Source organism: Paraburkholderia sp., from assembly GCF_049581445.1.
GTDB lineage: Bacteria > Pseudomonadota > Gammaproteobacteria > Burkholderiales > Burkholderiaceae > Paraburkholderia.
In genome coordinates this window covers 14,473-35,931 of sequence record NZ_JBAURZ010000113.1, presented here as the reverse complement: position 1 = coordinate 35,931, position 21,459 = coordinate 14,473, and the positions used below count along the sequence as shown (strand labels likewise).

Annotated in this window: 20 protein-coding genes; 6 read left to right on the top strand and 14 right to left on the bottom strand. The window is 57.6% G+C overall.

Annotation, left to right across the window (positions count from 1 at the left end):
- Positions 1-74: 74 nt before the first annotated feature.
- Both WCA85_RS10205 and WCA85_RS10200 read right to left on the bottom strand, forming a co-directional pair.
- Entirely contained in the window at positions 75-2,759 is a 2,685-nt protein-coding gene (locus WCA85_RS10205) for a TonB-dependent receptor (RefSeq protein ID WP_424063406.1), read from the bottom strand.
- 767 nt (positions 2,760-3,526) lie between these two features.
- A complete protein-coding gene (locus WCA85_RS10200) occupies positions 3,527-3,697 on the bottom strand; it encodes a hypothetical protein (RefSeq protein ID WP_424063405.1) in 171 nt (56 codons plus the stop codon).
- A gap of 288 nt (positions 3,698-3,985) precedes the next feature.
- Here WCA85_RS10200 and WCA85_RS10195 point away from each other — a divergent pair, with 288 nt between their 5' ends.
- Positions 3,986-5,671, top strand: coding sequence for a pyrrolo-quinoline quinone (locus WCA85_RS10195; RefSeq protein WP_424063404.1), 1,686 nt, complete (start codon positions 3,986-3,988; stop codon positions 5,669-5,671).
- A gap of 220 nt (positions 5,672-5,891) precedes the next feature.
- Entirely contained in the window at positions 5,892-6,320 is a 429-nt protein-coding gene (locus WCA85_RS10190) for a hypothetical protein (RefSeq protein ID WP_424063403.1), read from the top strand.
- 187 nt (positions 6,321-6,507) lie between these two features.
- Here the strand turns inward: WCA85_RS10190 and WCA85_RS10185 are convergent, their stop codons facing one another.
- From WCA85_RS10185 to WCA85_RS10170, 4 genes are all read right to left on the bottom strand, one after another.
- Positions 6,508-7,653: a branched-chain amino acid ABC transporter substrate-binding protein gene (locus tag WCA85_RS10185; protein ID WP_424063401.1), complete on the bottom strand. Its 1,146-nt coding sequence runs from the start codon at positions 7,651-7,653 to the stop codon at positions 6,508-6,510.
- Between the two features lie 445 nt (positions 7,654-8,098).
- On the bottom strand, positions 8,099-9,196 hold the full coding sequence (locus WCA85_RS10180; protein WP_424063400.1) for a porin: 1,098 nt from the start codon (positions 9,194-9,196) through the stop codon (positions 8,099-8,101).
- Between the two features lie 282 nt (positions 9,197-9,478).
- Complete coding sequence (locus WCA85_RS10175) at positions 9,479-10,726, bottom strand: NAD(P)/FAD-dependent oxidoreductase (RefSeq protein ID WP_424063399.1); 1,248 nt, start codon at positions 10,724-10,726, stop codon at positions 9,479-9,481.
- 40 nt (positions 10,727-10,766) lie between these two features.
- Positions 10,767-11,798 (bottom strand): amino acid permease, encoded by a 1,032-nt coding sequence (locus tag WCA85_RS10170; protein ID WP_424063397.1) that lies wholly within the window; start codon positions 11,796-11,798, stop codon positions 10,767-10,769.
- A 306-nt stretch (positions 11,799-12,104) separates the two neighbouring features.
- On the opposite strand from WCA85_RS10170, the gene WCA85_RS10165 reads away from it, so the two are divergent.
- Entirely contained in the window at positions 12,105-12,578 is a 474-nt protein-coding gene (locus tag WCA85_RS10165; protein ID WP_424063396.1) for an Lrp/AsnC family transcriptional regulator, read from the top strand.
- Positions 12,579-12,964: 386 nt separating this feature from the next.
- Here WCA85_RS10165 and WCA85_RS10160 read toward each other — a convergent pair whose 3' ends face one another.
- Positions 12,965-13,279, bottom strand: coding sequence for a hypothetical protein (locus tag WCA85_RS10160; RefSeq protein WP_424063395.1), 315 nt, complete (start codon positions 13,277-13,279; stop codon positions 12,965-12,967).
- A 220-nt stretch (positions 13,280-13,499) separates the two neighbouring features.
- Positions 13,500-13,901 (bottom strand): hypothetical protein, encoded by a 402-nt coding sequence (locus WCA85_RS10155; RefSeq protein ID WP_424063393.1) that lies wholly within the window; start codon positions 13,899-13,901, stop codon positions 13,500-13,502.
- On the opposite strand from WCA85_RS10155, the gene WCA85_RS10150 reads away from it, so the two are divergent.
- Positions 13,798-14,073: a hypothetical protein gene (locus WCA85_RS10150; protein WP_424063451.1), complete on the top strand. Its 276-nt coding sequence runs from the start codon at positions 13,798-13,800 to the stop codon at positions 14,071-14,073. The genes WCA85_RS10155 and WCA85_RS10150 overlap by 104 nt on opposite strands.
- A 54-nt stretch (positions 14,074-14,127) precedes the next feature.
- Here the strand turns inward: WCA85_RS10150 and WCA85_RS10145 are convergent, their stop codons facing one another.
- From WCA85_RS10145 to WCA85_RS10135, 3 genes are all read right to left on the bottom strand, one after another.
- Positions 14,128-14,421, bottom strand: a complete 294-nt coding sequence (locus WCA85_RS10145) for a GYD domain-containing protein (protein ID WP_424063391.1) — start codon at positions 14,419-14,421, stop codon at positions 14,128-14,130.
- Positions 14,422-14,584: 163 nt separating this feature from the next.
- The gene (locus WCA85_RS10140; protein WP_424063389.1) at positions 14,585-14,953 is read right to left on the bottom strand and encodes a DUF2784 domain-containing protein; all 369 of its coding nucleotides are present in this window, start codon (positions 14,951-14,953) and stop codon (positions 14,585-14,587) included.
- 66 nt (positions 14,954-15,019) lie between these two features.
- Positions 15,020-15,466 carry a ribonuclease domain-containing protein gene (locus tag WCA85_RS10135; protein ID WP_424063387.1) on the bottom strand — a complete coding sequence of 149 codons (447 nt, stop codon included), beginning with the start codon at positions 15,464-15,466 and terminating at the stop codon, positions 15,020-15,022.
- A gap of 617 nt (positions 15,467-16,083) precedes the next feature.
- Between WCA85_RS10135 and WCA85_RS10130 the strand changes: the two genes are divergently transcribed.
- Together WCA85_RS10130 and WCA85_RS10125 are read left to right on the top strand one after the other, a co-directional pair.
- A complete protein-coding gene (locus tag WCA85_RS10130) occupies positions 16,084-16,569 on the top strand; it encodes a class I SAM-dependent methyltransferase (protein WP_424063386.1) in 486 nt (161 codons plus the stop codon).
- 184 nt (positions 16,570-16,753) lie between these two features.
- Positions 16,754-17,614 (top strand): hypothetical protein, encoded by an 861-nt coding sequence (locus WCA85_RS10125; protein ID WP_424063384.1) that lies wholly within the window; start codon positions 16,754-16,756, stop codon positions 17,612-17,614.
- A gap of 299 nt (positions 17,615-17,913) precedes the next feature.
- On the opposite strand, the gene WCA85_RS10120 is transcribed toward WCA85_RS10125, so the two are convergent.
- The 3 genes from WCA85_RS10120 to WCA85_RS10110 form a co-directional block, all read right to left on the bottom strand.
- Positions 17,914-18,660 carry a hypothetical protein gene (locus WCA85_RS10120; RefSeq protein WP_424063382.1) on the bottom strand — a complete coding sequence of 249 codons (747 nt, stop codon included), beginning with the start codon at positions 18,658-18,660 and terminating at the stop codon, positions 17,914-17,916.
- Between the two features lie 59 nt (positions 18,661-18,719).
- The gene (locus tag WCA85_RS10115) at positions 18,720-19,580 is read right to left on the bottom strand and encodes a bile acid:sodium symporter family protein (protein ID WP_424063380.1); all 861 of its coding nucleotides are present in this window, start codon (positions 19,578-19,580) and stop codon (positions 18,720-18,722) included.
- A 344-nt stretch (positions 19,581-19,924) separates the two neighbouring features.
- Positions 19,925-21,433, bottom strand: a complete 1,509-nt coding sequence (locus WCA85_RS10110) for an arylsulfatase (protein ID WP_424063379.1) — start codon at positions 21,431-21,433, stop codon at positions 19,925-19,927.
- Positions 21,434-21,459: the final 26 nt, after the last annotated feature.

The following is a 21,459-nucleotide window of genomic DNA, read 5'->3' as shown; positions in this document are numbered from 1 at the left end:
CGGAGACGAAGGAGGGGAATCCGGAACCCGGAGCGGCCGAAGAAGTAAGAACCTTTAAGTCACCTTATTGCGCATTAGAACTTGTATGTCGCGCCGATCTGCAGGTAACGGCCGGTGTACGTGTACAGCGACTGGTCGTAACCGGTTTGATACGTGGTGTTCAACCAGATCGGATCGTACGGAGGCGCCTTGTTGGTGATGTTGTTCATGCCGCCGTAAATCGTCCAGTGCTTGAAGCCGGTGTAGGTAACGTTCAGGTTGAACTGGCTGTACGACGCGGTGGAGTAGGCGATGCCCAGTGCGTCAGAGTAGGGTCCGGTGTATTGCCATGCGAGGTCGGCAGTCCACTGATGGAAATTCCATGCCAGATCCGTATTGCCCCTCCAGCGCGGGAACGAACCGCCAAACGGCTGCGCGATGGTCAGGTTATTACCCGCACCGTCGACCGTCGAGGACAGACCGCCAATCCCGTCCATCTTGAAGTGCCACACATAGGCCCAGTCAGCCGACAGCCTGAACGTACCGTACTTGGTCGGCAGGGACTGCGAGAACGTTGTCTCGAAGCCATCCGTGTCGAACGAGCCCAGGTTCTCGTACGAGTTGACCATGTAGGCGATCGAACCGTCCGCGTTGTAGACTGTGCCGGCCGGATTGATCTGCGTGCCAATCGCGTTGTCGACGTGAATCTTGTACCAGTCGAAGCCTACGTCAGTCGTACGCGTCGGCGACAGTTCGAAGCCGATGTTGTAGTTCTTCGTCTTTTCCGGCTGCAGATTCGGATTGCCTTCGGTGATGACGTTTTCGTCCTGGCCGTTCGGACCGATCGGCATGATGCCGATGTTCGACGAGTTCGTGTTCTCGAGGAATTCCGGTGCACGGAAGCCACGGTTATACGAAGCGTACGTCGTGAACTGCTGGATCGGCTGGAAACGCAGGGCGAAACGCGGCGAGAATGCACCGCCGAAGTCGCTGTAGTGGTCGTAGCGGCCCGACTGGCTGAACGTCAACATCTTGTCGATCAGCGGAACGTCGATCTGGTAGTACACGGCCGCAACGTTACGCTCACCTTCAACCGACTGCAGGTTGGGGTTCAGCACGTCGCCCGCCATCGTGTTGCCACCCTGCTCGATCAGTTCGCTTTCGTGCAGGAACTGCGAACCGAGACCCAGGCCGACGTCACCGGTCGGGATGTGGAACAGGTTCGGCGTCGCCAGCGTTGCGTCTACAGCGTCAAGCTTCGAAATACCGAGGTTGTTCGCCGTCGTCACGATACTATCGAGGCCACCCGGCGTTGCGGACGGATTCGCGAAGTTATACGTACCGTTCGCCAGCGCCGCGCTCAAGCCGTTCGGGTTGATATAGCCACCGTAGGTGTTGCTCACGGTGCTCATCGAGTGGGTGTACGCGAGGTTCCAGTCCCAGTCTTCCTTACCCGTCGCAAAGCTGCCCTTCACGCCCATTGCTCCGCGCCAGAAGTTCGCGTCCGTCGTCGAGTTATAGGTGGTCGGCAGGTAGCTGAACAGTTCCTGGTCGATCCCGGTCGGGTTGTACGGATTGCCGGCCGGCAAGATCGGCGTAAAAGGCGTGACGCTCTTGGTGGCAGGGTTGTACTGGAGGGCGTTGCCAATGAACACGGGGCCGTTATTCACGGTCGTCGTGTTGTTGCTTTCCCACAAGTCGGCGTAAGCCGTCGTCTGGTCGTTAATCTTGAAGTCGGCGTGGACCTTGGTGCTGAACCGCTCGGTCATCGGACCAATCGAGTAGTCTTCCGCCGTGTTCTTCAGACAGACGTTACCGCCCGTGATCGCACCATTGCTGACTTGCGACGCGATGATGCTGTTGCCAGCCGGCACCGAAGCGCCCGGCGCGCAGCCGTACGGCGTGGCGAGACCCGAGGTCGGGTTCAGCAGGTACGACGGCGTCTGGATGCTGCCGCCAGCCGTGCGGCCGGTGTAGTCCTGATTTTCGGTGGTGTCACGGTCAGCGACCGTGAAGCCGTTGTCCTTGTAGTAGCTTGCGGTCGCCGTGACGTTGAAACCGTCCGACGCCAGATTGCCGAAGCCACCGAGAATGCCGAACTTCGTCGTACCCGAGCCGCCTTGCGTCGCGCCGCCGTAGCTGCCGTCGAGTTCCAGTCCCTGGTAGTTATGCTTGGTGATGATGTTGACCACGCCCGCGATAGCGTCCGAGCCGTACTGCGACACGGCACCGGTCTTGACGACTTCGATGCGGTCGACGATGTTCAGCGGCAGCGTATTCAGATCGAAGAACTGGTCGGTGCCGTTCACAGCAAATGCGAACGGCGCAGCGCGTTGACCGTCGACGAGTACGAGGGTGTACTTTTCGCTCAGGCCGCGCAGTGCGATACCGGCACCGCCAGCCGCAAAGCTGTCGGCGTTGGCTTCACCCCAGCTGTTGGCCGAGTTGGCCGAGATGTTGCGCATGTAATCGGACACGCTCTGCTGGCCCGATTGCTGGATGTCCTTCGCCGTGATGACCTGAACCTGCTGAAAACCCGTCTTGTCGGCCTGACGGATCAGTGAACCGGTCACCTGGAACGTCTGCAGTTGCTTGACGTTCTTCGTCGCCGCAGTCCCTGAGGCCGCTGCCGGCGCAGCCGCTGCTGCGGTGCCCGACGCTGCAGCAGGTGGCGTCGCCGGCTGGCTTTGCGCGAAAGCCGGAATGGCGATCGCAGTTGACAACGCTAGTTCGGCCCAGATTATTTTTCTGATGGCCAGCGCCAATGCCCTTTGCTTCATCTTACCCCTCACACTTGTCAGTAAGGCCACACGTTGTTATGCGAGGAGCGGTTTTATGGACCGCTGCCCGCGATTCACGGCGTCGATGCGCCGCATTCTGTCAAACGCTGCTCGCGAGCGCCTCCACGCCAAGCCAACCATTTAGGCATGCGAAGCACAGATACACCGAAGCCGATATTTTTTGCGATTTAGTGTAGTACTACTAATTTATAAATATTGAGCTATACAGTTATCGGTGTATTTAGTGATGGCCCCAGACGTCCGACCGGTCACTTGCCTGTCGAAACACGCAGTACCCCGAGATCTCGCACTGCCTGCTAACCTCCGCCTAGGGTATTCCCTACAAACACCCTCACAAAGTGTTGCAAGTTGTAAGCAACGTACGATACATATTTCTAAATTTGTTAGATAGAAATAAAAAAAATTCACTAAACTTTGTTAGCAAGAAGCAACAGTGCCAATTGGGTCGGGCGGCCAGCGCACGATTAGATGATTTGAGGCGAAACGAAGACGCAGAGAGGTCCGGCGGCGTGGCGTGTTGTTAGACAATCGCGAACCAATCGCATCGCTTTCATAAACCTTTCGAAGCCGCGCGACACGAGGTCAGCTTGCGCGAAGGCTCTTCGACATTTCTGCGGTACCAGTACAGCCCAACCCCGCATACGCGCCGCGGCCTTTTTTGGTTGCATGGAGAACTGCAGGCAGAACGCCCTCACCAACCGAACAATCGATCGGCTCAGACGCCCATTGCGCGGTTTGGTGAGCCACTATTTGCGATCGCCATTTTCATTCAGAAACTGGTGATCTGTCGCATCCTGAATCGAGTTGAAGCAGAGGAGTCGCGCACGGTCGATCGCGGACAAGCCGATGCTGCATAGCCACATTTTTTCCCACATTTGCTGCGATGGTTTAAGTCTTTTTTCAGGCTCAGTATTCATCGGACCTTCGACCTTGGCAGCGGCGCGTCCGTAGTCGACTCCGCAAAATTGTCAGCTGCGAAAGAGCGAGAAGTATCCCCGGCATCAGGCGCTTTTTTTGCTATTTGCAGAGTACTGCATGCCGTATTTCCATGCCCGGCTTTGGCGAGCAATTGGCGCTTGAAAGCGGTGTGAATAGCGTATTGTGGACTGCTCAATAGCTGTCGGAGAATCGCCATGAAATCCCCTCAACCAGGATCTGCTTTCTCTCCGACCTTCCGGCGCAACCTATTCGCAATATGTGTAGGAATGCTGATTGCTATCGGCATCGGCTCGTGCGGCGGTTCAGGGAGCAGCCCCGGCACCGTCAGCACCACACCGGCGCCCGCGCCGGCCCCTTCTGCGCCCTCGACAACGACGCCCACGCCGAGCACGTCCCCGCCGGCTGGAACGACTACCGGCTCGACGCCAACGACGGTGCAAGCCTACGCAACAGACGTGCTGATGCATCACAACGACCTCGCACGAACCGGTCAGATGCTTGCGGAAACGACGCTCACGCTGGCGAATGTCAACTCGACGACCTTTGGGAAGCTGCGTTTCCTGCCAGCCGATGGCAAAGTCGACGGTCAGCCGCTATTCGTGACGAACCTCACGATGGGCACAGCCGTACACAATGTCGTCTACGTGGTGACAGAGCACGACAGCGTCTATGCCTACGACGCCGACAACGGCGCGGCGTTATGGCAGATATCGCTGGCGGGTGCGGGGGAAACCTCGAGCCCAGACCCCGGATGCACCGACCTCACGCCGGAGATCGGTATCACGTCGACGCCGGTCATCGACCGTTCGCGCGGCCCGAATGGCGCACTATATGCGGTCGCCATGACGACGGATGCAAGCGGCAACGTCCATCATCGCCTCCATGCGATCGATCTCGCTACGGGAGCCGAACTGTTCGGCGGGCCCACCGAGATCGCCGCGACCTACCCAGGCAGCGGAGCGGAAGGTGCGAATGGTGTCCTGACTTTCACGCCTGCCCTGCACACCGAGCGCGCTGCGCTGACGTTAGTTAACGGCACCATCTATATGGGCTGGACCGCCCATTGCATGTCCGGCGCCTACAACGGCTGGCTAATGGCCTACAGCGCGGATACGTTAAAGCAAACCGGCGTGCTTCCCGTTACCCCGAACGGCAGCCAGGGATCGATCTGGATGGCCGGCTCGGGAATGGCATCGGATGGGACATCAATCTACTATATCGACGGCAACGGTACCTTCGGTACGACGCTCAACGCGCAGGGATTTCCAGTCGATGGCGATTATGGTGACGCATTCATCAAACTCACGGCCACCGCGACGCCGGCCGTGACCGATTACTTTGCGATGTTCGACGTCGTGACCCAAGCCGCTAACGATAACGACTTCGGCTCCGGAGGAGCGATGCTGCTGCCCGACCAGACCACATCGGCTGGCACAGTCAAACATCTGGCGGTTGGAGCCGGCAAGGACAACAAGATCTACGTTGTCGATCGCGACAACATGGGTAAGTGGAATCCGACCACCAACACCATCTGGCAGGAGCTGACTGGCGTCCTCGCCGGCGGCATCTGGGGTTCGCCGGCGTATTTTAATAACGTTGTCTATTACGGCGGACAGACCGACACGCTCAAGGCGCTGCCTGTGACCAACGCAATGCTCGCCACCACACCGTCTTCGCATAGCCCGACGGCTTTTCCCTACCCCGGCGCCACACCGGCCGTTTCGGCGAACGGCACGAGTAACGGCATTGTGTGGGCGGCAGAAAACGGCACGGTCGCCGCACTCCATGCGTACGATGCCACCAACCTCGCGAACGAGTTGTATAACAGCAACCAGGCTGGCACGCGAGACCAGTTCGGGCCGGGCAACAAGTTCATCACACCCATGATCGCGGACGGGAAGGTGTATGTAGGTGCGACGAACGGAGTTGCCGTGTTCGGCTTGCTAAATTGATGCCGGGGTACGACGAACGGCATCACGAGGTTAAGGCCCGAGCATCGTCCGGCGAAATGCTTACAACAGACTTGGCTAGCTTTGGGTGGATGGGCTGTTCTGGACGATGCCTTACTTGACTACCTGCACTCGTCCTATTGGTCTCGCTATACTGTCGCCACAAAAATTACAGACGAGAGATAAGAGACCGTATGAACAACCCGTCCGCGCAGGTGAAATGATGAAAACGAAGCTGAGTGCTGCGAGTGCAGCCGTATTAATCGCAGGCGTGCTCACCGGTTGTGCGGGTGCGCCTGACAAGAACACGCCGGAGCCAGCCAACTACGGCACATACCCTAACGACTACAAGGCCTTAATCGATGCCTATCAGCAAACAACGCGCAAGGAACCTTCAAGCGCCGTTGTGCAGTATCTGAATGAACCGTCGACGGGGTGGACGCGTGCCGCACTCGGGGCACCTGCTGTGTTCGGTTATCGCGTGTGCCTGATAGTCAATGCGAAAAACAGTTACAACGGCCAAGTTGGCAACATGCTCACCGAGGTTTTCATCCGCGATGAAAAGGTGGTGAGTTACCGTGTCGCGGATCATTCGAGCAGTGCGTATGACGCCATTGTGCAGAGTGAGTGTGACTCGGCTCAAGGCAAATGAGGGATCGGTCGTGCCTATGGTCAATCTTGCATTCGCATGTTCCTCAAGTGCGAATGTTGATCTTGAAAGGGCCGCCCTGCGTGGGCCTTTTTCAGCCGAACTCGGTCCCAAGCGGAGCATCGATGATGGATACGAAGTCCCTCTGCCGCGACGCACCGTCTTCAATCCAAGCAAGGCGGCGCCGCACCTACATCTTCACCACGTCGAGCAGCGATCTCTTGCCCGCCTTGAAGTTGTACAGCGAGATCACCCCGTGCTTCAGATCGCCCCTCGAATCGAACATGGTTTCGCCAATCACACCCTTGTAGTCGGTTCCCGGCATCGCGGCGAGAATCTTCGCCGATTCGGTCGAATTCGCACGCTTCATTGCGTCGACGACGATGTACACCGCGTCATACGCGTACGGTGCATAGTCCAGGACAGGAACGCCGAAACGCCTCTCATACTTCGCGGCGAACGTGGCACCACCGTCCATCTTCTGGAGTGCCAAGCCTGGTTGAGAGCACACCACATTTTCGGCGGCATCGCCAGCAAGGTCCGGAAGACTATCCTCACAGAGGCCGTCGCCCGCGAGAATCCGCGCGCGCACGCCTAACTGCATGGCCTGCTTCGCGAACGGGCCTCCCGTGGCATCCATGCCGCCGTACATGATGACGTCTGGATTTTCCGCCTTGATCTCTGTCAGAATGGCATGGAAGTCGATCGCCTTGTCGTTGGTCGCATCACGCGACAGTATGGTCAGCCCGAGCGATCTGGCGGTCTTCTCGAACTCGTTGGCAACTCCCTGACCGTAAGCGGTCGAGTCGTCGACGATCGCGACACGCTTCGCGCGAAGGGTCTTCGCCGCGAAGTTCGCGAGCGCTGGCCCTTGCTGCGCATCGGTAGCCACCATCCGGTATGTCGTCTTGAAGCCCTGTTGCGTGTACGCCGGGTTGGTTGCCGATGGCGAGATCTGCACGACGCCTGCATCGCTATAAATCTTCGAGGCAGGAATCGACGTGCCTGAGTTAGCATGACCGACAACTGCGAGGACTCTTTCATCGACGAGCTTCTGCGCAACCTGCGTAGCCGTACGCGGGTCAGCTGCGTCATCTTGCGCGTCCAGTTGCAGCGTGATCTTCTGGCCGCCGATCCTCAGGCCCTTCGCATTGATTTCCTCAACTGCTAGCAGGGCGCCGTTCTCCTGGTCTTTACCGAGGCGAGCAATGCCACCTGTCAGTGGCCCAACCTGACCGATCGTGACGGTCGTATCTGCGTTGGCAGCGGCAGTGAAGCACGTACAAAGTATAAGCGCAGCGCTTGTAACCGCCGATTTATGAAGTTCTCCTGCCATATCATTCTCCTGATTTGTGTATGTCTGGTCACTGCTTCAGATTTTGAACCGGTCCGTCATTTGACGGTATGCAATCACCGTCAATTTATCAACCTTTCACTTAGACATCCTTATTTATCCGGATGTAAAATCCAGCGATCATTTGAGTCTCCTACACCGTCTCCCCTCCTTCTGTATTGACGTCAAACTTCGTCGAACTGTCAATTTAACCCGCCTTCCGTACAATTCTGCCGGCCGGTATTCCAGCCTTCTTTGCCGGCTTCACCACACAGTCTTTTCCGGCATGGCTTGCTTGGAACATGAGGCAATGTGTATCCACCGTGTCGAAAAAGAAATGAAATTGTTCACTGAAATCAATATCTCAATGTACGACAAAAGGTAGGTATTGCCAGTGTTCATCAAACTGACCACTCCACTACTGCCGCCCGTCAGATATCAGGTGCCATCAAAAAATATTTCGCAGGCCGACTGCGACACCGGTCTGGTTGTTGCGGCCCGGGTAATCCAGCAGGTACGCGCCGTTGCCACGGGTTAAGTCAACCGAGCCATACACTTCGGTGCGCTTGGACAGCGAGTACTCGGCGAGCAGCGTAGCTGAGTAGTTGATACCGACGCCGAGCCCACCGTCGAGCATGGCTGCGTTGCGCGCGTGACCGTAGTAGCCCGCAAACGTCAACGCCAGCGGGGCCGTCGCCTGCCAGGTCGAACCGACGTACAAGTTATCGTCGATGCGGTTCGGGCTCGCATTCGCGGCTATGAGCGTCGGCGCACCGACCTGCTGCTCGGCGAAATCGACCGTGCCGGTGTTGTCCTGCGAATGCAGCCAACCGCCGAGGAGCTTTATGGTCGGTGTGACGGAGTACACGGTGCTCACGTTCACGATGTTGAACTTCTTGCCCGACACGTCGTTCTGCTGGAAGCCGATGTCTGCCGACACCGGGCCCGCCGTGTACGAGGCCGTGAAGCCGTACATGCTGTTTTCACCCGTGCTGCCCGCGACGCCGCCGAAACCGTACATGCCCTCGACTTCCAGGCCGCCGAACGTGCCGCTGTACTTGACCGCGCTGTTCGTGATCAGGAACGGACCGACCGGGTTATACGCCCAGCTGTCCTGCCAGAAGTCGGCAACCGTCAATGGGTCGAAGCTGCCGCCCATCATGTCGAAGAACGGCGTCATCTGGCGACCGAGGGTCAGCGTCCCATACTGGTTGCTCGACAGTCCGACGTAAGCCTGACGCTGGAACAACTGGTTGGAGGTGTTGTCGAGCTTGCCCGACCACAGCTGGAACTGGTTCTCAAGCCTGAAGACTGCCGACAGGCCGCCGCCCAGATCTTCGCTGCCCTTCAAGCCCCAACGGCTAGGGGTCTCGACACCTTCGCCCATTGCGACCAGGCCGTTGTTGTTAGAGTCCGCGTTCGTGAGGTAACGCACCGTCGTATCGACGATCCCGTACAGCGTGACTGAACTCTGGGCAAATACATTAGGCGCGAAGAGTGCGAGCGCTGTTGCACCGGAACATGCCATAAGGTGAGGTTTCTTCATCCGTTTCTCCATTTTCTCTGTCGTTTAAGAAGCTGTTGCGAAATTACCCATAGGCTCTGTTAGCTTTTTTTCCGCTCGGTGCTAACTTCCTGTCTTGTTTCGTCTGACAGGAAGCAATGACTAAAGAACTCATAGACGAACTGTGATCACTCATCGACCCGCTGTTGCCGACGCGCGCACCTTGCAATCGAGGATACGCAGGGTGCAAGCCGCCTGAACGTGTACTCCTGGAGATGGGCGCCTTGTTCATCTCTCCATGCATGAGTGAATCTGGCTCGTCAGCTACCAGCGGAAACGCTCTGGCCGGAACGGTCGCGGATCCACAAACGGCGTCGTGCCTGTCATCATTTCCGCCAGCAGACGGCCGCTGCCCGGGCCAAGCGTGAATCCGTGGTGGTTATGCCCGAACGTGAACCACAGGCCGTCATGACGTGATGCGTGGCCGATGACCGGCCGCATGTCGGGTGTGCAGGGGCGCATGCCTAGCCATGGGGTGTCATCAAGACGCTCGCCGAACCCGAAGATCGGGCGTGCCTTGCGCTCCGCGCGCTCGAGCTGAATCGGGGTCGGCGACTTACCGCGTCTCGCGAGCTCAACACCGGTACTCAGACGCAGGCCGCGTTCCATCGGCGCCATTGCATAGCCTTCCTCGATATCGATGACGGGCACCTTCAATGTTTCCGTCGCGCGAGGCGCGTAGTGCATGTGATACCCGCGTTTTGGCATCAATGGAATGCGATAGCCGAGTCTGCGAAACACCTTGTCTGACCACGGTCCGAGCGCAAGCACGACGGATCTGGCCCGGCACGGCCCGCTATTGGTCTGGACGGACCATCCACCGTCGAGCGGCGCGAGCGTCAACGCGTCGCCACGTTCGAATCTGCCGCCCGCGTTCACGAAGAGCCGTGCATAGCCTTTGGTCAATTCGCCGGGATTGCTGATGGTCTTCGGATCGAGCCAGTGAATTGCCCCGACGTAGCCGTTATCGAGGCTCGGCTCGGCTGCGCGCAACTCATCAGCATCCAGGATCTGCAGATGCAAACCATGTTTGCGCGCCAGATCGCCAGCAACGCTCGCCTCACGGTCGAAGATCGACTGCGTGCGAAACGCCTCTAGCCAGCCGCTGGGCCGAACAAGATCCTGCAGACCGGCACGCTCGATCAGCCGCTCGTGTTCGCTAACGCTTGTGCTGATCAGCGGCAACATATCGCGTCCCGCCTGCGCAAGTCGCCCCGGCGACGATTCCCACCAATAGCGTGCAAGCCACGGGACGAACGACAGCAGCGACCTGGCGTCATAGCGCAGGCTCGTCGACTCGTTGCGTGCATAGCGCAGCACGGTGCCAAGGTCGCGCGGAAAACCATAGGGAACAATCGACGCACTCTGAATCAAACCGGCATTGCCGAAACTCGTTTCTTCACCCGGCTCGCGCCGATCGACCAGCACGACACGCTGGCCACGATCCTGCAAATGAATCGCAGTGCACACGCCCACGATCCCTGCACCTAATACGATGACGTCTACTTTCATGATTGAATCTGCAGATATGCGCCACACAGACGCGATTGGTTTACGCCTGGCTTCGAGCGTCTTCTACAGGCAGGCGTGAAGCCCCGAGACCGGTAGCCTTGTAGATGACACCGAGAAATGCGATCCAGGCGAGGCCCGCGAAGAGGGAGACGCGGCTTTGCCCATCGGCCGCCATAGTGCAGATCAGAAACGCCAGGAATAACAGCGCGATCCACGAACTCAACGGCCACACAAGCATCGGAGATGCAGCTGCGGGCTGATTGCGCTGCTTGCGCAGCACCCGGAAACGATAGTGGGTCACGAGCACGGTCGCCCAGGTCCAGATCGCGGTGAACGACAGGAGCGCCATTAGCCAGCCGAAGACCGACTCAGGTGCGAGATAGTTCAAGAGCACGCCGACGAGTAGGCATGCCAGTGAAAGCAATGCACCGCGCACCGGCACTCCGTTGGCGGAAATCAGCAGTGACATGAGCAAGCCCGAGACGCCATGCGGAAACCACCCCCCATGCGCCCACAGGCTCGATACGCTGATCGGGTGGCCACCGTTGCCCCACCCCGTGACGATCATGGCCGTCCCTCCCGCGATCAGCAGCACCATGGTGGCGACCTTGACCAAAGCGAACCGGAATTCGAGTTCGCCATACAACTTGACTGTGATCAGGTTGAGGGCGCCGATCATGCCCACAGCGGCCAGTGCCCAGATCCATTGAGGCACATCGGGAAACCAGAGCTTCATGTAGAGCCCCACCGCCGTGATCTCAGCAATTCCGACGCCGATGTTCATGATCCAGTAGTTCCAGCCGGTCAGGAAACCCGCAAACGGCCCGAGACACCGCGAAGCATAGGTACTGAAAGATCCTGAAACTGGGTTGTCGACGGCCAGTTCACCGAGTGCACGCATGATCAGGAAAATAATGCCGCCCGCAAACAGATACGCGATCAGCACCGAGGGGCCGGCAAGCTTGATCGCGCTGGCGGAGCCCAGGAACAGGCCCACGCCGATCGCTGCACCCAGCGCAATGAATCTGACTTGGCGCGGACTGAGCACGCGCTTCAATTGAGTATCCTGCATCGTCTCCTCTCCATCTCTATTGACTCGGATTGCATCGGACTGTTGACCCACACCGGCCTTCGTTCGAATGTGGCGGGCCAGGATTCCAGTCTTTCTGCTGACTTCATCTGCCGGCTTTCACGGGGCGCCTCATTTGAATCATTGGGCGGCGTGCAGACATTGTGCCGAAACAGAAGTGAAGTTATTTACCCAAATCGATCGCTTAACGTACGATAACTGGTATGTTTTGCCTGTTTGGCATACTAAAATGTAGAAACATACCGCCTCTGCGAGAAGAGGCAATTCAATCTGTGCGAGGAGCCTTCGATGAACCCGCCTACCCTTTCACCACTCGATCGATCGATACTTGCGTGCCTACAGGACGATCCGCGGATATCCATGGCGACGCTGGCGGAGAAGACCAACAGTTCGGTATCGCCCTGCTGGCGTCGGGTCAAGCGTCTGGAGGAGACAGGCCTGATTGCGGGCTACCACATGGATCTGAACCGCCGGGCACTAGGCTTCGGCATCGACTCATTCCTGTTCGTCAAGCTCACCTCGCATCACGAGCGGCAGACGTTGGAGTTCGAACGCGCCGTAGAGCCAATCGAACAGGTGCTGTCCTGCCACATCCTGTCCGGTCAGGAAGACTATTTGCTGCGGGTTGTAGAGCGCGATCTGGATTCGTTTGCGCTGTTCATGCGCAAGGTGATAGCAGGGCTGCCGCATGTACGCGAAGTCCGTAGCGCACTGATCATGCAAACTATCAAGGAATCGAATCGGCTGCCCTTACCAAGATAAGAGAGAGTGGGTTCGGACGGAGTCGTTTGCTCTTAGTCTGGCTCGCCCGACGAGTTCTAACTCGGACGAAAAAAGACCGGTGGCGACACCGGTCTTTTGAGTCTCTACGCGTTGCGACGTATCGATACATACATCGTCAATGCACAGGTAAGCCTGTACTGCCCTCGTAATCAGCGGACTGACCTCTCAACTTTGTACCTTTCGGGTATAAGTCCGCGAGGACAGCGGTCTTTCTTACTCGGACCGGGTAGGTCGGCCGTATTAACTAGCGCCTGCTAGCCGCGAAACTGAGCGCCGATCGCAACTACTCTCGCGCCCTGTCCGACTAAAGCGTTGTTCGCTTTACGCTTGTACTTATTCGCGGCTAGTTGTCATCCTTACTGTCGTTATTGGCCGGCGGCCGGCGACACTGTGCTCGGGGTCGCTAGTGTGTTGTTGGTCTTGGGAGCGCTGGTGCCAGGCGTCGAAGTATTGCCACTTGGCAGGCCCGAGTTCGGCGCCTTCGCGGCCATGCCGCTATCCGAGTTGGTGGTGCCTGGCGTGCCGTAGCCGCTCGTTGTACCGTTAACCTGGTTCGACGGGCTAGCCGTGCTTCCAGACGAACCGCTGCCGTTCGAGCCTCCGGCCGCCTGTGCATAAGCCCCGCCCGACAGCGTGAGTGCGGCGACAGCCGCGATTAACATGCTGGTTGCCTTATTCATGATCCGTCCCTCCTTGATTGAACTGGAATGTAGACGCAGACGGTGTCCGCCTGCTTGATCATGAATGCAGCAACCCCCGTGCCCCGTGCTCTTATCTGGACCAAACCCGTTCGTGCGACCAGCCGGCACAATGTCGAACGGCGGAAGTTAGACGATGCCTAACCAAACTCGCAAGCCTCGTTCGTTTCGATTGAGAAGGTTCGGAAAGTCAACGGATAAGCTATCCGAAAACCCGCGCCCATGCATCTCGAATGCGACGCGCGCGGTCTTCGAAGAGATATGAGGCAGCCAGCGTCAAGAGACCTGAAATGACACCCGTCACGACGTGTTCGACATAGGGGATGCGATAGTGACTCTTGTGCGAGTAGGCGTCGCCTAAAGTAGTCAGGATGCCGACGATCAGCGCATTGCCGTATCGATTTCCGTAGAGTTTCGCCGCAGGTGTGAAAGTCAGAAGTACGGCAAGGAGTCCAGTGAGCAGACCTGTCCGGCATGCGATCGTCCAGTGGACAAGGCTCATGATATTGCCCCAGCTCCCCGGCATGCAGGTCATGCACGCGCTGGTCGGCTGCCAGAAACGCTGGATAAACAGCCTGACGCGGCGCTTCCACTCGCTTGACATGATCAATGCCCTTGTCGCGGCCGACGCCACCATATGTTTCGTTGGATCTGTTTCCGGGCCTTTTAACCCGATCGCCGCCCTCGTCATGGATGTGCTAACTCCGAGCTACGGATTCGCTTCTGGGCATTCTCGTATTCTGCAGGCGAACCCTGTGGGCGTTCGAACCAGCTAATCATATATTTCATTGCCATCCTCCTGTGGTTCGCTTGCGGATGCGTGGCATGTGTTATGGGAGTTTGCCGATAATCGAGGCGCATTCATCTTTCGTAAACGCGCGCAGTGTTTGTGTACGGATGTTGCCTGCAGAGCAGAGCGCATAGCCGAATGACATGAAGCTTTGCTCATCGGGTGCTTCGATGACTGTGACGATGTCATATTCGCCCAACGTCCAGTAGATCTCTTTCATTTCACAGCCAAAGGACTTGGCTAACTCCGCCGCTTGACTGGCCCGCTGCGGGCTGTTTTTGATGTTACGGATGCCCTGGTCCGTGAATTGGGAAAGAACCACATAAGTCGCCATGACGATTCCCCTTACGATTGAAACGAGACGGGATTCAGACGCGCAAGTGAAATCGCGGAGGCCATTGCGATGGCATAACTCGAAAGCCCTGCGCGCAATCTGAGTGTATGCAATGGAGTTGCGTGCCACTGGGTTTTTGCCTCGTGGGCGATATGTGATCCCGTCACGAACGCGGAGGGATACCAAACCACGTGACCGTCACGATCAACAGGAACGCTGCGTAGGCCGTCGCGAACACCCAACTGGGCAAATTGTAGTAGAGCCAGTAGCTTACCCAACGCTGCACAAAGCCTTGGGGGCCGACGCGTCCGGTACGAAGCCAGTCCTCCAGGACCGTCAGCGGGCACGGTATGTCAGAAACAGCGAGAATCGCGACGACGCCTATCGCTACGAGATGCACGAGCCGGAACATGCGGTTGCGGATCCAGTCGCGTTTGAACCATGCACCTGCCCAGATCGCAATCAATCCGCCCAGGATGAACAGTACGACCAGTGCGTGCAAAACCAGAACGATATCGGCCAGCCAGTTCATGAGGTTTTTTTCATGGGAATAGGCGGCAGAAGACGGAAGGCCCGGGGCGCTTTTAACCGACTCAAGTCATTCTGCAATGCGCTTGAAACTGGCGTAGTAATCGTCGGTGTAGTAACACTCACTTGTCTGCCTGCGCGGCCCACCACATACGATGCGGCGCTGCCCGCGATCCGCCGAGCCAGGCGTGCGAACTGTGTATGCGTGGTAATAGCCGCGCGGATGCTGCGGTAGCAATGCCGCGCTGTTGCGGAACAGGACACCGTCCTCGCCAAAAGGGAAAGGGCCGCCCGCTTTGATCAGACGCAATGTGTCGGCTGCTTCCCCTGGCAACTTCGCCTTAGTGACGGCGGCCAGCGCGCCCGATGCAGCGGGCGTGTCGCTCGCGAGCTGAACCGGCGCCGGACTCGCGGATGCGCCCGTATCCTGAGTAGCTTTTGGCGATCCGTCCTTGCCGCATCCGCCGAGGATCGCGCTCAAGGTGAGGATGCAGGAGAAAGCCCACGCTCGCTTCACGAAACGGTTATCTCCGGGTTGGCTAGCATTCGACGATCACGAACCATTTAAGAGTATCGCTTATGGCAGAGTGAATCAAGTTCGACCGGAAACAGGAGTTTTTGGCTCGACACCCAGGCCGATGCGCGGTTCTGGGTGTTCCAGAAGCAGGCAAATCCAGCAGAATGCGGTGAGGCTCGTTTGATTACCGCACCGGACTTCTACTTTTTCGACAATCTATCGGTGGTTTGCAACAAAAGCTTGAGTTTCTGAAGACATGACTGTAATTTCGCAAGAAATTACAGAGACTCGTACTGCGTCAAGCCGTTGGTCACTATTCGCGATGCATGGGAAACTCCCTTGGACCGCTCCTGATCATCGGATAGTCGGATTTCGAGTAGTCATGCCAAATGAAGCTTCGGGAAGGACACGCCGATTCATTCGTAGAACTAAGGCGAGCGTTCACCTGATCACGAAGCCGATTATAAAAAACGGGATCACACAATAAGATGCCCTCAATTTCTCGTACGTGTTGCAGGAGTACTTTGTACCTGTCGCCGCCGTCAGCGAGTTCGCGAAAGCGATGGGCACGGTGCTGGCGCGCCACAGCGTAAACGTCGTCAATATTTCGGTGCGCCATGCACTCGCACGATGTACCAGCAGGGACGAGTCCTGTCGACATCGTCGAGCGCGGACAACTCAGCAAGATCGGCAGCTTCGCATCACTTCAGGATTACTTACCAATCTCCCTGCTGCCCCAGAGCGCGGACCTCGTGAGTTGCTTTATCGGGCTGCATCACATGACGCCATCGAAGCTCACACCGTTTCTCGAATCGATCGCGAAGATCACACGCCCGGGAGGTTACTTCATCGTGCGCGATCACGACGTGAAAACGTCCCAGATGGATGCGTTTGTATCCCTCGCGCATGTTGTCTTCAATGCCGGGCTTGGTGAATCGTGGGAAACGAACCAGAAGGAACTGCGCCATTTCGGCAGCGTCGACGACTGGATCGAGCGCATCGCGGCCACAGGGTTCCCTCACACGGGACTACGACTGCTCCAGCAAGGTGATCCGTCGGATAACATGCTGCTCGCGTTCGTACGCAGCGGAGAGCCGACATGACGCCGGCGTTGTTGCGTGCTTTGCTTGCGCTGTTGATCACGATTGGCGCTTCGGCTTCGATCGTTGCCGCTGGCACGGATACCGGAAGTGCAGTCCCCCGGACGCGCGACGTGGCGCCGAACAGACACTGCTCACGTTTCCCGAATGGTATCTGGTACATAGTCCGGCGGAATACGCGCGTATCGTGCAAGACGAGCCTTCGCATGCATTTCCGTTCATAGAGCAGACGGCGCAACTCTGGTCGAGCTACAAGGCCTTCACCGAAGAGCAGATTCGCAGGCGCTACCCGCTAAATCCCGGCTATCACGTGATGATTATCGTCATTGCATCCAGCACGACCGTCGAGTATGTGTTGCGTGCGATGTATGAGAACACACTCGGCCGCGCAAGCTGGCTTCTCGGCGGACAACAACTCACCGACGAAGACCGCTTCGGTGCCAAGACCGCGCAAGAGTACGTCGACTTCATTCGTCAGGAGCCGTGGTATCTGTTCGATTTCACGGTGCGATTGAAGCAGCTCTGGACGGACGTGCCGCTGTGGGGGCCTGGCGTTGTGCGCAAATGGGAACGCCGCTACGCGCTGACGACGGAATACGCGATCAAGGCCATCTACGCCCAGCTCATCGCAAAGGCAACCCGCGCCACGTACACGCCGGCGCTAATGACAACCGACGTCGTCGATCATTTGCCCGACGGCTGCAGAGCGCCCCATGGGGTGACCATGATGGAGCGATTGCCCAACGGGCGCGCGTTGCTGTCATTGCCGCGCTATTTCAACTTTCGGATTGCCTCGACGTCGCTTGCGCTGCAGGGCGTCCATATAGACGACATCGCGGGCAACGCGTCTGTCATTCTGGTTTCCGTGTGGATGAAAAATGATGCGCGTTTGCCCGCTGGTGGGCGGCAGGTGTTGTTCGAACAGAAACTGACAACACCTGCGGACAGCAAACGCGTGGCATTTCTCATGCCGGTGGACGATCTATCGACGTTTCTGGCTAATGCGCCAGAGATGGGACTAACGACAGAGCACGTGTACGACTATTGAATTCAGCTGAGCCGGCATTAACCGAGCGCGAACTGTTCGACCCTTGGGATAACGCGTCCAGTTCAGATGGGTTTGTCGCTCACCGGCTTGCCGAAACGGGTAAGCGCTTTCTCGCCGTCCTTTTCGAAGGCGTTATACGTCCAATCGAATTTCAACGTCGACGTCGCGAGCGATGTGGAAGGGTCAGCAATTTAGACGCGTCGACCCATGACAACTTGTGATCGCGTGCCGCCTCATGCATTTCGCATACGAGGCCTGAACGAATCCGATTCATTCCTCGCAGTGGTTGAGATGCGGCTTCACGCGAACATCAGAACGCCGGCGAAGCTCAGAGCACTCAGACAGAACGGCCAGAAACGGCCATCCCGGTCGTCGGGCAGTTCAGCGCGTAAGCTCGTGATAACAACACCGCCAGCAAGGACGGCGAAGAGTCGCGCTATCTGCAGTTCCGAGATTGGCATTTCGGTCGCGATGAACCACCCGCCGACGATGCTCACTGCAAGCAGCCATCGCCCGCGCGGTGCATACCTGTCCTTATGTTCCTCATAGAGTGCGTGATCAACAACAAGAAAGTGGACTGCCATCGCGAAGGTGTAAATCGCAAGCGGCAACGTTCCCCGATCCGCGCGCTCAACCAGCAAGTAGCCTATCAACGCGCTATACGCGATGTAGCCCGTGAGCTGTGTTATGTAAGCTGCGTCCGCCTTGCCCGCTATGTTCACGGACACTCGCTCTCGCGTGACAAGTACCATGTGTTCGAGTCCATAGAACACAACAAACGAGGCTAACGCCAGCAGATAGATGCGCTGCTCAGCGAACAAAAGATCAGCGCCGCCGGTTGACTGAACCACGATGCGGCGTTGGGCTTCGAGTTCTGGTAGAACGTCGATGAAAACATAGGCGACCGAAATTCCCGCTGCTGCGGAGACGTAGCGGCGGCTCGCCCATAACCGCTCCGTCGTCGTCGCCGATCGGGACAGGTTGCCAACGACAAATACACCTGCAAGGACAAGTGCCGCAAGGAGCGCCTCGATGTCACTGCCCATCTTCCGGCACCTCCCAGGTTGAGCGACACGTGATGGGTAGTGGTTCTGTACAACGGAAATCACTCGGGACGTGTAGCTAATATTCGACTTCGCTGCCAGGCAACATAGGGTATGCAGACAATGGCACTCGTAATCAGATACAGGAGGATGACACCAATAATCTGTGTATCGGGAAAGTTGATTGTGGCGACAGCCAGCGCAATTGCCGGATGACGGCAGGCGGTGCTTAACGCAACCACTGCACGGTTTTCCGTCTCCGGGCCACCCATCAGATGGCCTATCAGCAAACCCAGAATGACGAAGCTGAATATCGCAACCACGGCGCGTTGGCCAGTGGCTGACCAGATCGTGGTCAGGCTTCCGGCGAGCAGCAGCAATGCCCCAAGCAAAAGCAGGCCATTCGCCGCAACGGCCAATGGCTTTTTTAGCCACATGGCGATTTGTGGAAACACCGCGCGAACTAGCAACCCCACAGCCAACGGGAGCAGGGCCATCAGCAACACGGCGCGAGCAATGGTGCCTGTGCCGACCACAAACGGACGAGCAAAGACAATTTCCAGAAGGCGAAGAGAGAGTGGAATCGCGGGAATCGCGGCCAACATCAGGATGATCATCAGTCCCAATCCGAACGACTGCAGGCCGCCCGCTTTACCTTGCTTTTTCGGCAATAGCGGGGGTACTGGCGAAATCGCCAGGCAGATCAGCGCGGCCTCGACCTCGATCCTGAGATTGAGAAACTCAACCAGCGCGACGGCGAGAATCGGCATGATGACCAGCACGGATAGCAGCGAACGAATCAGTAGTCCCGGTCGACGCACGACGTACAGCAGGTCGGCAATGGTTGTGCTCATCCCAAAGCCGAACACGGTGCCGAGGACCGCGATCTGAAGTCCGAGTAGCGTGAGATGCTTCAAGTCCATTGAGTTACCGCATCCTCTCAGCTTGCGCCGTTGATTTCCCCGAAACGGCGAGAAGAATCAGCCGCATCCAATAAACCAGCGTCATGCGTTTTCCCGAATGCCCGAAAAACTCATCCGCGTGCGCTGAAGCGACAATCCAGCATTCGTTCTTCAGGACGAAACGCCACAAGCGACGGTCCGGGTCCAGGCACGCGTAGCGAAGTGGCGTCCATCAAATACGACGTCTTGCTTTTTAGATATTGGGTTCGTGAACTAGCGTTGAGCAGGCGGTCAAGGCAAGGACTGAGTTCGTTCATTCTGTCAGTGCTTGACCGCCCTCATGTGCCACAGCGGGATAACCGCCGTCAATCGCCGCCCGCGGCCGCGGCGGTCATTTTCTCCATCACCTGATCGACGCCGAAGCTTGCTGCCTTCTGGCGTGGTGGGAACTCCTTGAAGGTTTGGAGAAACTCGGCGACGCCAGCTTGCGCGGGCACCAGGATAAAGACGTGGTCCAGGAGCCAGTCGTAGTAGGTGTTAGACGTAATATCGGCGCGTTCGTAGGGATCGGTTCGCAGATTAAATATCTTGGGGACGCGCAGTGTCACCATCGGCTCGGCCCAGATCTGCAAGGTTCCGGTGCAGCGTTGCTCCATGAACGCGACCTTCCAGTTATCAAAGCGCAAACACGCGAGATCGCCGTCGTCAGTGAAGTAGAAGAAGCCCTTTCTGACATGGTGCGGTGCTTTGCCGCTCAAATAGGGGACGAGGCTGAAACCGTCAAGGTGGACTTTGAACTTCTTACCGTTCGCCTCGTGTCCTTTCAGGAGTTTTTCCTTGACGTCCGGATCGCCGGCGGCATCGACGATGGTGGGCAACCAGTCAAGGTGGCTCACAATATCGTTGCAGATCGTGCCGGGTTTAATTACGCCCGGCCAGCGCGCCATCGCGGGCACGCGGTATGCGCCCTCCCACATCGAGTTTTTCTCATTGCGAAACGGCGTCATACCGGCGTCCGGCCACGAATTCATGTGAGGACCGTTGTCGGTGCTGTACATGACCAGCGTGTTATCGGCAATGCCGAGATCGTCGAGCAAAGTCAGCATCTCGCCGATGTGCTTGTCGTGCTCGATCATGCAATCGTGATACTCCGATTGCCAGCGCCCGGCCTGACCGCGAATGCGGTCCTCGATATGCGTGCGAAAGTGCATGTGCGAGGTGTTGAACCACAGGAAGAAGGGCTTGTCATCCGCGTGCGCCTTGCCGATGAATTCCTTCGCTGATTTTAGAAACTCAGTGTCGATCGTCTTCATCCGCTCTTTGGTGAGCGGGCCGGTGTTATCGATCTTCTGTCCGCCTTTGCCATCGGACCAGCAATGCAGCACGCCGCGCGGACCGTATTTCTTGTGAAAATCCGGAAACTCTTTCGGGTCGGGATAATCGGCAAGCTCGGGCTCCTCTTCCGCATTGAGGTGATAGAGATTGCCAAAAAATTCGTCGAAACCGTGCATGGTCGGCAGATGCTCGTCGCGGTCACCGAAGTGATTCTTGCCGAATTGACCCGTAACGTAGCCCAGCGGTTTCAGCAACTCCGGGATGTTCGGATCTTCAGCGCTCATTCCCAACGGCGCGCCTGGGAGTCCCACCTTGGTGAGCCCCGTGCGTAGCCCACATTGTCCGGTAATGAAGGACGCCCGCCCCGCCGTGCAACTTTGCTCACCGTAATAGTCGGTGAACAGCACGCCTTCTTCCGCGATGCGATCGATGTTCGGAGTCCGGTATCCCATCATCCCCTTGGAGAAGATGCTCAGATTCGACTGACCGATGTCGTCGCCCCAAAGTATCAGGATATTAGGTTGCTTCTTCTTTGCCATGTGCTCGCTCCGGTTGATGGAGGGCT

Coding starts and splice junctions, on each gene's coding strand:
- WCA85_RS10205 (WP_424063406.1), bottom strand. CDS start 2,759: ATGAAGCAAAGGGCATTGGCGCTGGCCATCAGAAAAATAATCTGGGCC.
- WCA85_RS10200 (WP_424063405.1), bottom strand. CDS start 3,697: ATGAATACTGAGCCTGAAAAAAGACTTAAACCATCGCAGCAAATGTGG.
- WCA85_RS10195 (WP_424063404.1), top strand. CDS start 3,986: ATGCTGATTGCTATCGGCATCGGCTCGTGCGGCGGTTCAGGGAGCAGC.
- WCA85_RS10190 (WP_424063403.1), top strand. CDS start 5,892: ATGAAAACGAAGCTGAGTGCTGCGAGTGCAGCCGTATTAATCGCAGGC.
- WCA85_RS10185 (WP_424063401.1), bottom strand. CDS start 7,653: ATGGCAGGAGAACTTCATAAATCGGCGGTTACAAGCGCTGCGCTTATA.
- WCA85_RS10180 (WP_424063400.1), bottom strand. CDS start 9,196: ATGAAGAAACCTCACCTTATGGCATGTTCCGGTGCAACAGCGCTCGCA.
- WCA85_RS10175 (WP_424063399.1), bottom strand. CDS start 10,726: ATGAAAGTAGACGTCATCGTATTAGGTGCAGGGATCGTGGGCGTGTGC.
- WCA85_RS10170 (WP_424063397.1), bottom strand. CDS start 11,798: ATGCAGGATACTCAATTGAAGCGCGTGCTCAGTCCGCGCCAAGTCAGA.
- WCA85_RS10165 (WP_424063396.1), top strand. CDS start 12,105: ATGAACCCGCCTACCCTTTCACCACTCGATCGATCGATACTTGCGTGC.
- WCA85_RS10160 (WP_424063395.1), bottom strand. CDS start 13,279: ATGAATAAGGCAACCAGCATGTTAATCGCGGCTGTCGCCGCACTCACG.
- WCA85_RS10150 (WP_424063451.1), top strand. CDS start 13,798: ATGATATTGCCCCAGCTCCCCGGCATGCAGGTCATGCACGCGCTGGTC.
- WCA85_RS10155 (WP_424063393.1), bottom strand. CDS start 13,901: ATGTCAAGCGAGTGGAAGCGCCGCGTCAGGCTGTTTATCCAGCGTTTC.
- WCA85_RS10145 (WP_424063391.1), bottom strand. CDS start 14,421: ATGGCGACTTATGTGGTTCTTTCCCAATTCACGGACCAGGGCATCCGT.
- WCA85_RS10140 (WP_424063389.1), bottom strand. CDS start 14,953: ATGAACTGGCTGGCCGATATCGTTCTGGTTTTGCACGCACTGGTCGTA.
- WCA85_RS10130 (WP_424063386.1), top strand. CDS start 16,084: ATGCACTCGCACGATGTACCAGCAGGGACGAGTCCTGTCGACATCGTC.
- WCA85_RS10120 (WP_424063382.1), bottom strand. CDS start 18,660: ATGGGCAGTGACATCGAGGCGCTCCTTGCGGCACTTGTCCTTGCAGGT.
- WCA85_RS10115 (WP_424063380.1), bottom strand. CDS start 19,580: ATGGACTTGAAGCATCTCACGCTACTCGGACTTCAGATCGCGGTCCTC.
- WCA85_RS10110 (WP_424063379.1), bottom strand. CDS start 21,433: ATGGCAAAGAAGAAGCAACCTAATATCCTGATACTTTGGGGCGACGAC.